Below are 10,652 nucleotides of genomic sequence, written 5' to 3' on the forward strand. Positions count from 1 at the left end.
GGCATGATCATCACCATGCCGTTCGGCCGCGGCGAGGTTTTCAATGCCGGGACCATCGACTGGGTGGCCGGGCTGAAACGGGGCGATGCCGCCACGCAGATCGTCACGCGCAACGTGCTGCAGACCTATGCCGGCGATTGAGAAGCCCGCCTTTGGATAAGGCCGTCCCCGACATTGTCCGCCTGGTGCCGGTCATGATCGCCATCGTGCCTGTGATGCGCTGGTCGGAGAACCGGATCTGGATGGGGTACCGAGCGCGAGGGCCGCATTCAGCTCTTCGTGGTCGAAGCGGCGCACGAGCAGCGTCGCCCTGCCGGCGATCGTCTCGATCCGCCAGGGCGCGACGGGGATTCCTGCCCTTTCGGCCAAGCTCAGCGCCACGGCCTCCCACAGGACGATGTTGTAATCATCGTCCTTGTGCGGAAACTTCGCGATGGCGAGATGGCCGTCCCGGTCGCGCACCGAGGCTTTGGGCCGCGCGCCGCCGAGCGACGAACCCGGCGCCAGCAGGAGGCGCAGATCCTCGTCGCTCTCGGAATCGCCGATGACATGCTCGGCCGCCGAGAGCAGGCGCGGCAGCGCGACCAGCAGCGGGATGGGCACGGCATCGCTCGCCGCAAGAAACGGCCCGCCGGGCTCTCTGGCAAAGCGCAGCGCGCCCTGGCGCGCCTCGTCATTGACCATGAGCAGATAGTCGATCTCGCGCAACATGCGCGGCGTCTCGCCGGCCCTCTCCGCCCGCCTGCGTTCGGCGCGACGCATGAGCGCGCGCCCCTAGCGGTCGGGCGTGGAATCGCCAAGGGCGCCGAACAGCGGCTTGCTGGCGGGCGTGTGGAACGGGCCGGGGCCGAGCTGCAAGGCAGGCTCGAGAGAGAAGCGGATGGGATTGGCAAGCCAGTCCTTGTCGTATTCGAAGCTGGCGCTGTCCCTTCCCTTGCGCCTGCGCGCCCAGAGGCGGCCGACGAGGTGCGGCGTCCCGTTGAGATCGACATAGACGAGGACGTCGCTGTCCATCTAGTGACCGCCTTCCTGCTCGGACGGCGCGACCCGTGCTTTGCGCGGACGCCGGATGCGCTGTGGCAGATGCTCCTCCTCGAGCTCGAGCCCGACGACGTCGGTGCTGGCGTCGGCGAGACCGGCGAGCCGGTCCGCGAGGCCGAGCGCGAAGAGCACGGTCGCATAAGTGCCGATCGATACGCCGGGCTCGCCCTTCTCGACCTTGTTCAGGGTCGTGCGGCTGATCGAGGCCCGCTCGGCCATGATGGCGACCGGGATCCGCCGCCGGCGCCTTGCGTTGCGGATATCCACACCCAGCTTGCGCAGGGCGCGCCGCACCGGGATCGGCCGGGCCGGAGCTGTTCGAGCGTCTGCCATCTTTAAGGTCCATAATTATAAACGCTATAGCATATAGAGTATAGAATATTGGACATAATATCAATGCTGCGTCGACGGCGGCCGCGGACGCGCAAGCCACGCTGCGTCCAGGTTGGCGGACTGTATGCCGTTGAATGCCGATAATTGCGGACCGAAATTCAGTCCAGGCGGAAAGTGAATTCCCGCTGCCGGCGGCGTGGCCGCAGCCCGTCCATCTCACACAAAACCCGCACCCGGCCCAGGAGCAGCCGCCCTCAAACAACCCGGCTGCCGCGGAGCAATCCGCGCATGAAGACCAGCCCCAGCACCGGCCCGGGCAGGAGAATGAGGCTTACATTGTCATGCAGGACGGGAAACAGCCGGGTGGCCAGGCCGATCGAGACGATAGTTATCGAGAAGCCTATCGCATTCTGGACCGCGAGAGCGCCGCCGATGGATTCCGGAGGGCATGCGCTTGCCGACAGGCCGGAGAATTGCGGCGAATCCGCCACGACGGCAACGCCCCAGAACAGCAAGATGGCCAGGCGGATGCCGAGCGGCAAAGACTCCGATAATGGATACAGCAGGCAGATCAGGCCGGAGGCAAACAGGCTTGCCGCCGCCACCCGCGCCCCGCCAAGGCGGGCGCCGAAGGCACCACCGATGAGGCATCCGACGGCGCCCATACCGATGACCGAGAAACTGATCAGCGAAACCGTCGTCGCCGCCGCGTCGCGATATGGCGCGTAGGCCAGCTGAACCAGGAACGGAACCAGGGTCCAGAACGCATACAGCTCCCACATATGGCCGAAATAGCCGAGTGCCGCGGCACGGAAATCGGAGATGCGGAAGACGTGCAGGATCCGGCCCGCCGCGACAGCGCGCCCGCCCAACCGGCGAAGCCGCAGATGCGGACCATCGCCCAGCAGCAGGATGGCAATCCCGCCCAGCACCGACAGGCCCGAAGCCACCATGACGGCCGCCTTCCAGTCTAGCTCCACTCCCATCCCCCGGATGCCATGCGGCAGGGCCGTGCCGAGGGTCAGCATGCCCACCAGCAGGGACAGCGTCCTGCCGGCATGCCCCTTGGTCCAGCTGATGACGAGCTTCATGCCGATCGGGTATATGCCGGCCAGCGCCAGGCCGACCAGGAACCGGAAGGCCATAGAGGCCGGAAAGCTCGTGTAGGCGACAATGAAGGCCGCATTCGCCAGCGCTCCGAGGATGGCGGCTGCGAAAAAGATCCGGCTGGCCGGCAGGCGGTCCGCCATGCCGGATAACGCCGTCATCACGGTTCCGGCGATGAAGCCGACCTGGACCGCGCTGGTGATCCAACCGATATCGGACGGCGACCATCCGGCATGGCTGGTCAAATCGAAGGATGCGCTGTTGGCGCTGAACCATAATGTCGTGCAAAGCAGCTCGGCCGCCGCCACGGTGGCGACCGCCCAGCGCCCCTTCCACTCTCCGGGCCACTCTCCGGGCCACTTTCCGGGCCCGCGCTCCGATCGGGAGCGCATCGTCACAGGTCCAAGGTGATGGTGTCGCCCTTGGCCCGGGAGACACATATCAGCATCGTCCTGCCTTCCTCCTTCTCCCGGTCCGACAGCAGATCGTCGCGATGCTCGATCGCGCCGGAAACGACGCGCGTCTCGCAGGCCCCGCACACGCCTTGCCGGCACGACGTCGGCACGGATATCCCGGCCTCCTCCAGGACCTCGACGATGCTCTTGTCCGGCGGCACCCAGAGCTTCGCGCCGCGCCGCGCCAGGACGACATGGAAACCATCCCCGCCCCGCGCATCGTCCGCCTTGGCACGGAAGCGTTCGACATATGCCGGCGGCCGGCCCCGCCGCTGCAGCTCCGACTGCAAGGCCTCGATCAGCGGCTCCGGGCCGCAGCAGTATAGGGCGCAGTCCGCTCCGGCGCGGTCGACAATGCTTGAAACCGGCAGCAGGCCGGCGCGGTCCTGCGGGTATAGATCGACCGCCTCCCCATAGGCGGACAGCAGGTCGACAAAGCCCATCCTGGCCGCCGCGCGCCCGCCATAGGCCAGGCGCCATGGCGTCCCGCTCCGCCCGGCCGCTTCGATCATGGCCAGGAATGGCGTGATCCCTATGCCTCCGGCGACGAACTGATACCGCTTCGCCGGGAGCAGCGGAAAAGTATTGCGGGGCAGGCCGACCTCGATCACGGAACCGGGCCGGAGCCTTTCATGAATGAATCTCGAGGTGCCGCGCCCCTCCCGATCGAGCAGGATGGCGATCTTCCAATACGGCGCCTCCAGCGGCCCGCATAACGAATACTGGGCCAGGAAACCGCCGCCGGGAGCAACATCGATATGCGCGCCCGGCTGCCAGGCGCCCAGACCGCTCCCGTCAGGCCGCGTCAAGGTGACGGATATGACGTCCTCGGCCTCATACGTCATCGCCTTGACAAGGGCCCGGATTCCGCGGCTCGGCATGACGGCGCATTCATGGCGCTCGGAAAGGCCCGGTTCGACCATCACGGCTCTATTCTGCAGCATTATCCGCTGCGGCGGCTTCAAGCCGGGGCTTCGCCGCGGCCGCGCCGTAGACCACATTCATGGCATGGGTGCAAATCCTCACATTCTTCTCGTCGGCGCGCACCACATTCCGCAATTCCCGGCCTTCGGAGAGCAGGCGCGTCTGCTCCCGCAGGATGCGCCGCAGCCGGGCGATGCCCTTGTCGGAGCCGGCGAGGTTCTCCAGCGCGTGCACGGCAATCGGTCTTTGGCTTTCCTGCGCCTCGCGGTCATCCGGCTTGCGCTGGCGCTGCTCATAGGTGCGCTCCCACACCGATCCCGGACGGATATCCGCAACGGTATCCGTGCCGGGGCGCCATTCCTCGATCGCTGCGCCGTTCCTCGCCGGCCAGGCGACGATGCTGAGCGCGGAACAATGCTCGTTGTCGACCGGAACCACCCAGGTGACTTCGCTCGCCTTGGTCTCCGGCATCACCGTCTCGCCCGTCACGCGGATGTCCGGAATGAGCGCGATGTTGGGCACGACGCATTCCGCGGCCCGAATATAGGTATTTCCGTTCGCCAGCGTCTTGGACATGAGATAGCGGACGCCAAGAGGGGTCTCCTCGAACTCGATCTTGGCGTCGCCCATCATCATGGCGCCCTGGAACTGATCGCCGCTGATCATCTGGTGCAGAATCACCACATGCCATGGATCGACGACATTCTCGAAATGCTGCAGCCAATTGCATTCACTGACGAACCCGATGGCATGGCCGTCCCACAATCTCGCCCCCCGGAGCACGACATCGTCCCTGCCCCGGGTGTCGATGATGTCGTAGAGGGGAAACAGGGGCTCGGTATTGGGCGGCCCCATATAGACGAAGACAAGGCCGCCGAACTCCATGACCGGATACGCCGGATGCCGAATCGCCATCTTCTCGCAGGTCCCGCTCGCCTCGCATGGCATCTCGACGACATGGCCGTCGGGAGCATAGAGCCAGCCATGATAGCAGCACCTGATCCCGCCTTCCTCCACGCGGCCATATTCGAGGGAGGTTCCCCTGTGGCTGCAATGCGGCTCGAGGCATCCCAGCTGCCCGGACTTCGTCCTGAAGACGATCAGGTCTTCGCACAGGATCCGCACCTTTCTCGGCAGATCCTTTACATCGTCGGAAAGGCAGACCGGCTGCCAATGGCGCCGCAGCACCTCGCCCATCGGCGAGCCCGCCTCGACATGCGTGAGATTGACATCCTCGGAAGGGACGATCCGTCCATATGCGTGCCTCATAGCCTTCTCCACACAATATCGAATTGAAATTTACGCCGACGCAAACATGTAGGACCGCATCAGCTCGTCATTCGCCGCGAAGCCCGCGTAGCTTCCATTGTATCGGATGACGCCGCGGTCCATGACGCAGGCCTTGTCGCTGACGGCCTTGGCGAATCCGAGATTCTGCTCGGAAACGATGATGGCTATGCCGCTCTGCTTGAGCGCCAGGACCAGCTTTATAAGCTCATCGACAATGATGGGCGCCAGCCCCTCGGACGGCTCGTCGAGGAGGACAAGATCCGGGTTGCCGACCAGCGCGCGCGCGATTGCCAGCATCTGCTGTTCGCCGCCGCTCATCTCGGAGCCGAGATTGCGCCGCATCCGGGCGAGCGTCGGAAAAACCTCGTAGATCCTTTGCAGCGGCCAGCGGTCCGGCCCCGCCGCCTTGCGGGTGACGAGCAGGTTTTCCTCTATCGTCAGGTTCTGGAATATCCGCCTGTCCTCCGGAACGTAGGCGATCCCCATCCTGGCGATGGAATGCGTGCCGCTGCCCGACAGGTCGTTCCCCTTGAACAGGATGGTGCCATCGGTCGGCCGCACGAGCCGGACGATGGATTTCATCGTCGTGCTCTTGCCCGCCCCGTTCCTGCCGATCAGGGACAGAACCTCGCCGCACCCGATCCCGAAGGATATGCCGAACAGCACGTCGCCGGATCCGTACCCCGCATACAGCCCGTCGCATGACAGGATGGTGCCGCCAGTGTCAGCCGTCATGGCGACCTCCGAGGTAGACGTCCTGGACTTCCTTGTTTTTGAGGATCCGTTCCGGCGCATCCTCGGCGATCAGCTGGCCCCGGTGCAGAACCGATATGCGGTCGGCCATCGAGAAGACGATATCCATGTCATGCTCGACCAGGATGGCCGTCATCCCCCGGTCGCGGACAATGGAGCGCACCAGGTTCATCAGCGCCGGCCGCTCCTGCAAGGAGACGCCGCAGGCCGGCTCGTCCAGGAGCAGAAGGGCCGGTCTCCAGGCGAGGGCGATGGCAAGCTCCAGGCGGCGCCGGTCGCCGTAGGGCAATGCGGAGGCGACCTTGTTCATGCTGGCCGACAGGCCGACCATGCCCGCCAGTTCTTCCGCTTCGTCGCGCAGCATCCGGCATGCCCGCGACAATAGCTGCCAATTGCGCCGCTCGCGCGCCAGCAGGGGAATCTGGATGTTCTGCGCGACAGTCGCATTCGGAAATACGTTGCTGATCTGGAACGTGCGCCCGACCCCCAGCCGGCATCTTTCATGGGCGGAGAGGTTTGAGATGCGGCTGTTCCTGAAGGTGATCTCGCCGTGGCGGCACGCCAAGGCGCCGGTGAGAAGATTGAAGAAGGTCGTCTTGCCGGCGCCGTTCGGGCCGATGATCGCCCGGAACTCGCCCTTTTCGACCTTGAGCGATATATCGTCGATCACGGTTCGCCGGCCGAATTTATGCGACAGCGCGCTCACCGACAGGATCGCCTCAGTCATGTCCCACCCCCGGCGCCTTTCCGCGTACCAGGCGCAACAGCCCGTCCGGTCTGTAGACGGCGATCAGGCAGATCATCAGCCCCAGTATCAGCGGCCAGTACGGCGTGACTTCGGCGATGAGGTTGCGCGCGATCACGAAGATCATGCCGCCGACGATGGGACCGAAGAAATACTGGCTGCCTCCCAGCAGGATGGCGACCAGGGCGTTTGCCGATGTCGAGAAGTTGGCGGCGTCCGGAAACATCCCCCGGCTGAAGAAGGCCTGCAGGATGCCGGCGATCCCGGAGAATGCGCCCGACATGACGAAGGCGGCCAGCCTGAACCGGTATACATTGATGCCGATGGCGGAGGCCCGCGAGGGATTGTCCCTGACGGCGGCCAGCGTCACGCCGAACGGCGATACCGTGATCCGCCACAGGATCACCACGCAGAGGAGGCAGGCGGCCAGGGTGAACCAGTAATAGGCCTCGACGCTCTGCAGCGGTGGCGGCGGCTGCAGTCCCACGAAGCCGTCATCCCCGCCGGTCAAGGCCCGCCATTTCCAGATCAGCGCATGGATGAGCTGTCCGAATGCCAGGGTCAGCATGATGAAATAGGCGTGCGACAGCCGCGTGCTCAGACTGCCGACCAGGAGCGCCGCCGCGGTCGATGCCAGCACGCCGAGCGCCACCGCGACGGGAAAGCTCATGCCCATGTCCCGGGCGCATATGCCGGCGGTATATCCGCCGATGGCGAAGAAGGCCGCGTGCCCCATCGAGACCATGCCGGCGGTGCCGACCAGCAGGTTCAGGCTGCATGCGAACAGGACGAAGATGAGGACGCTGGTGACCTGCAGCAGCAATGCCGTGCCGCTGAACGCGGGAAGCACAAGCAGCACGGCGACCACGAACGGGAGCGAAAGCCGCTCCAACGACGTCCTCATCCCGGCATATTTCTGCCTTTGCAATTCCACGCCGTTCATTCTGCAGCTCCGAAGAGTCCCCGGGGACGGATGACCAGGATGACCGCCATCAGGACGAAGACGAAGGACATGGCGTATTGCGGCAGCACCAATATTCCAAATGCCTTTATGAAGCCGATCATCAATGCGGCGGCGATCGCCCCCCAGATGCTGCCCAGGCCGCCGATCACGACGACCGCGAAGGCTTCGATCATGCTCTCGACATCGCTGCCGGGGCTTGCGCCGCCGATGGGTGCGTAGAGCACGGCGGCAACCCCGACCAGCCACATCGACAGGCCGAATACGGACGTGAACAGCAGCGACGGATTGACCCCCAAGGCCGAACTCATCGTCCGGTCCTGCGCCGCCGCCCTGATCAGCAGACCCCATGTGGTCTTCTGGACGATGAACCACAGCAAGGCAGCGACGGCCGCCGACACCGCGAGCACGAAGGCGTAGTAGGCGGGAATGAAGATTCCCATGAGCTGGATCGGTGCACCGAATAGGTCCGGCGTCGGCACCGATTTCGAGGTCAGCCCCCAGCCCAGCCGGACGAGGTCGCCGACGACGTAGATGATCCCGATGGTCAGCAGGACCTGCACCAGTATGCTGGCCTGATATATACGCCGGAACAGCAGGACTTCCACGACGACGCCGATTGCCGCCATCGCCAGCGGGACGACCAGGAGCGCGATCCAGAAGCCGGCCGGCCCGGAGATTACCTGCATCGAGACCGCGTAGCTCATGAAGAGGGCGAGCATGAAGAGGCTGCCATGCGCCAGGTTCAGCACCCGGCTGACCCCGAATATCAGGGTCAACCCGGCGGCCTGCATGAACAGAATGCCCGCCGTCACCAGTGCGCTGACGATCTGCAATGTGATGAGCATCCGGCGGCCTCCCGCTACTTGCCTTTGTCTTTCCGGAGGCTTTCCACCTCGTCCTTGCCCGGCAGATAGGTATCGCCGGACACGTATTCGATGTCTTCCATGCCGGGCCGGTCGTCCTGGGCGTCCCATGCCAGCCTGCCGATCCACACCCCCATATTCACCTGGTTGTCGAAGGGGCGGAATTTCAGCGGCCCGGCGGCCGGATGGTCGTAGGTCACCGAGGCGGCGGTCTTCACGAAATCGGCGGCATTCTCGTTGCCGTCCTTCTCGAACACCTTGGCGACGAAATGCACGGTCGCGTATCCATAGGCGCCTTCCGACAGGGGAAGCTCCGACCAGCGGGCCTTGAAGGCGTCGAAGAACTTGACGTTGCTCGGCGTCTTCAGCGGCGGATATGGATAGTCCGTCGCCGTCACGAGATTCTCGGGCACATCCTGCTTGCGCAGCCCGTCATTGTTGCCCGGCCAGCCGATGGAGGCATGGGCGCCGGCGGTCATCTTGAACAAGCCGAAGCTTTTTGCCTGCGAGATGAAGGCGCGCCCGCTCGGGCCGACCAGTCCGCTGAACACGACCGCATCCGGCCGCTTCGACAGGATCGCGGTGATATACGAGGTAAAATCGGTCGTCGTAAGCGGCACCCAGAACTCGCAGCCGGGCAGCACGGTCGCATCGGGCCGCAGCTTCTTGAGCGCCCTGAGGAAGTCGTCGTTGACGTCGTGGCCCAGCGTGTAGTCGTTATTGATGGTGCAGTAGGTCTTGTATGTCTGCTTGGCCAGCCTTTCCGCAAGCGGCCGCGCGAAGGCGCGGCTGTTCACGATCGGCCGGAAGAAATAATCATGGCCGAGCTCTTCGGTCAGCGACCGCGCATATCCCACCGTGGCGAAGGTCGGGATCCTGGCCTCGCGGGCCAGGGCGCTGATCGCCGCCGTCTCCGCGCTGCCGACATTGCCGATGATCAGCGCGACATTCTTCGCGCTGAACTCGCGGTACAGCCGGCTGGCCTCCTCCGGGCTGGATTTGCTGTCTCCCGTCAGGAACTCGATCTTGCGGCCGCCGACACCGCCGCCTTTGTTGATCTCCTCGGCGGCGAGGATTTCACCCTTCTCGGCGGATGTCGCATATAGCGCGAAGGCGCCGCTGCGGGCCGTGATCAGGCCAATCTTGATCGCCTCCTCGGCCCGCGCAGGCAGGCAGGCAAGACACGCCGCGACCGCACAGATCGCCACCACCCCTGGCTTCATGATCGTTTCCTCCAGTTTTAATTAATTACTTAATTGTTGATGATTATGGCCAGATGGTAGCGACTGTCAAGTATGTAATATGTTGCTCTACAATCATTTTCTGTATACACTAAGCGCTTAATTAACTACCTATGATCGCAAGCACGAACGGACGTCGCGATGGCCTCCCGGGCATCACATGCACAGAATGAGCAATCCCCCAAGCCGCGCCGGCGAACAGGCAGCCGTGATCCTGAGGCGACACGCCGCCTGATTCTGCAGGCTGCGATCGCCGAATTCGCCGATCTGGGATTCGGCGGCGCCCGGATCGAAGGCATCAGCCAACGCTCCGGATTCAATCTTCGAATGATCTATTATTACTTCGGCAGCAAGGAGGCGCTGTATGTGGCCGCCTTGGAGCAGGTCTACAGCGAACTGGTCGCCGCCGAACAGGCGCTCAACTTGCACGATGAGGATCCCCGCGACGGTATGCGGCGGATCATTTCATTTACCTGGCATTATTTTAATGACCATCCCGAATTCGTTCGGCTCGTCAACACCGAGAATATGCTTGGCGCCCGCTTTGCGCGGCGCTCGACGCTCATCAGCAATAACGCCTCGCCCCAGCTGAAAGTCCTGCAGGACCTGCTATCTCGCGGAATTGCCGCCGGGTATTTCCGCAGAGACGCCAGCGTGTTCGAAACACATCTGACGATAAACTCCCTGTGCTATTTCCACGTCTCCAACAGGGCGACCATGTCGAACTACCTTGGCTACGACATGACAAGCCAGGCGTCCCACGATTTGTGGCTCTCCCATGTCACCCAAGTGGTCATGGACTACCTCACCGCAAAATCGGGCCATTCGCAGCGCTGACCGACAGGCTCGCGCGGGACAAGACGGAATGGAAATGGTGCACCGTGTCACGAGTTTGGCGGTCCGCCCGCTGGCGGTGACGGGCCGGCGTGGCGAATG

The 10,652-nt window shown here is 64.0% G+C and carries 12 protein-coding genes; 1 reads left to right on the forward strand and 11 read right to left on the reverse strand.

The window, feature by feature from the left end; translation table 11 throughout:
- Positions 1-192 precede the first annotated feature (192 nt).
- The 11 genes from VF194_RS00220 to VF194_RS00270 all read right to left on the reverse strand — a co-directional run bounded on the left by VF194_RS00220 (position 193) and on the right by VF194_RS00270 (position 9,698).
- Positions 193-711 (reverse strand): HipA domain-containing protein, encoded by a 519-nt coding sequence (locus tag VF194_RS00220; protein WP_330886828.1) that lies wholly within the window; start codon positions 709-711, stop codon positions 193-195.
- 63 nt (positions 712-774) lie between these two features.
- The gene (locus tag VF194_RS00225; RefSeq protein ID WP_330886830.1) at positions 775-1,014 is read right to left on the reverse strand and encodes a hypothetical protein; all 240 of its coding nucleotides are present in this window, start codon (positions 1,012-1,014) and stop codon (positions 775-777) included.
- On the reverse strand, positions 1,015-1,374 hold the full coding sequence (locus VF194_RS00230) for a hypothetical protein (protein WP_330886832.1): 360 nt from the start codon (positions 1,372-1,374) through the stop codon (positions 1,015-1,017).
- 254 nt (positions 1,375-1,628) lie between these two features.
- Positions 1,629-2,789, reverse strand: coding sequence for an MFS transporter (locus tag VF194_RS00235; RefSeq protein WP_330886834.1), 1,161 nt, complete (start codon positions 2,787-2,789; stop codon positions 1,629-1,631).
- Positions 2,790-2,875: 86 nt separating this feature from the next.
- On the reverse strand, positions 2,876-3,880 hold the full coding sequence (locus tag VF194_RS00240; RefSeq protein WP_330886836.1) for a PDR/VanB family oxidoreductase: 1,005 nt from the start codon (positions 3,878-3,880) through the stop codon (positions 2,876-2,878).
- Complete coding sequence (locus VF194_RS00245) at positions 3,867-5,129, reverse strand: aromatic ring-hydroxylating dioxygenase subunit alpha (protein WP_330886838.1); 1,263 nt, start codon at positions 5,127-5,129, stop codon at positions 3,867-3,869. The genes VF194_RS00240 and VF194_RS00245 overlap by 14 nt, the downstream gene beginning before the upstream one ends.
- 30 nt (positions 5,130-5,159) lie before the next feature.
- Entirely contained in the window at positions 5,160-5,885 is a 726-nt protein-coding gene (locus VF194_RS00250; protein ID WP_330886841.1) for an ABC transporter ATP-binding protein, read from the reverse strand.
- A complete protein-coding gene (locus tag VF194_RS00255) occupies positions 5,875-6,630 on the reverse strand; it encodes an ABC transporter ATP-binding protein (RefSeq protein ID WP_330886843.1) in 756 nt (251 codons plus the stop codon). Before VF194_RS00255 ends, VF194_RS00250 begins: the two co-directional genes overlap by 11 nt.
- A complete protein-coding gene (locus VF194_RS00260) occupies positions 6,623-7,552 on the reverse strand; it encodes a branched-chain amino acid ABC transporter permease (protein ID WP_330886845.1) in 930 nt (309 codons plus the stop codon). Before VF194_RS00260 ends, VF194_RS00255 begins: the two co-directional genes overlap by 8 nt.
- A gap of 35 nt (positions 7,553-7,587) precedes the next feature.
- A complete protein-coding gene (locus tag VF194_RS00265) occupies positions 7,588-8,457 on the reverse strand; it encodes a branched-chain amino acid ABC transporter permease (protein ID WP_330886847.1) in 870 nt (289 codons plus the stop codon).
- Between the two features lie 14 nt (positions 8,458-8,471).
- Positions 8,472-9,698 carry an ABC transporter substrate-binding protein gene (locus VF194_RS00270; RefSeq protein WP_330886849.1) on the reverse strand — a complete coding sequence of 409 codons (1,227 nt, stop codon included), beginning with the start codon at positions 9,696-9,698 and terminating at the stop codon, positions 8,472-8,474.
- Between the two features lie 159 nt (positions 9,699-9,857).
- Between VF194_RS00270 and VF194_RS00275 the strand changes: the two genes are divergently transcribed.
- Positions 9,858-10,553, forward strand: a complete 696-nt coding sequence (locus VF194_RS00275) for a TetR/AcrR family transcriptional regulator (protein ID WP_330886851.1) — start codon at positions 9,858-9,860, stop codon at positions 10,551-10,553.
- The last annotated feature ends 99 nt before the right edge of the window (positions 10,554-10,652 follow it).

This window comes from Ferrovibrio sp., from assembly GCF_036381655.1.
In the GTDB taxonomy this organism is placed as follows: Bacteria; Pseudomonadota; Alphaproteobacteria; order Ferrovibrionales; family Ferrovibrionaceae; genus Ferrovibrio.

Excerpts from the sequence above, each read along its gene's own strand:
- VF194_RS00270 (WP_330886849.1), bottom strand. The coding sequence starts at position 9,698 with ATGAAGCCAGGGGTGGTGGCGATCTGTGCGGTCGCGGCGTGTCTTGCC.
- VF194_RS00225 (WP_330886830.1), bottom strand. The coding sequence starts at position 1,014 with ATGGACAGCGACGTCCTCGTCTATGTCGATCTCAACGGGACGCCGCAC.
- VF194_RS00230 (WP_330886832.1), bottom strand. The coding sequence starts at position 1,374 with ATGGCAGACGCTCGAACAGCTCCGGCCCGGCCGATCCCGGTGCGGCGC.
- VF194_RS00255 (WP_330886843.1), bottom strand. The coding sequence starts at position 6,630 with ATGACTGAGGCGATCCTGTCGGTGAGCGCGCTGTCGCATAAATTCGGC.
- VF194_RS00275 (WP_330886851.1), top strand. The coding sequence starts at position 9,858 with ATGGCCTCCCGGGCATCACATGCACAGAATGAGCAATCCCCCAAGCCG.
- VF194_RS00245 (WP_330886838.1), bottom strand. The coding sequence starts at position 5,129 with ATGAGGCACGCATATGGACGGATCGTCCCTTCCGAGGATGTCAATCTC.
- VF194_RS00250 (WP_330886841.1), bottom strand. The coding sequence starts at position 5,885 with ATGACGGCTGACACTGGCGGCACCATCCTGTCATGCGACGGGCTGTAT.
- VF194_RS00260 (WP_330886845.1), bottom strand. The coding sequence starts at position 7,552 with ATGAGGACGTCGTTGGAGCGGCTTTCGCTCCCGTTCGTGGTCGCCGTG.
- VF194_RS00265 (WP_330886847.1), bottom strand. The coding sequence starts at position 8,457 with ATGCTCATCACATTGCAGATCGTCAGCGCACTGGTGACGGCGGGCATT.
- VF194_RS00240 (WP_330886836.1), bottom strand. The coding sequence starts at position 3,880 with ATGCTGCAGAATAGAGCCGTGATGGTCGAACCGGGCCTTTCCGAGCGC.
- VF194_RS00220 (WP_330886828.1), bottom strand. The coding sequence starts at position 711 with ATGTTGCGCGAGATCGACTATCTGCTCATGGTCAATGACGAGGCGCGC.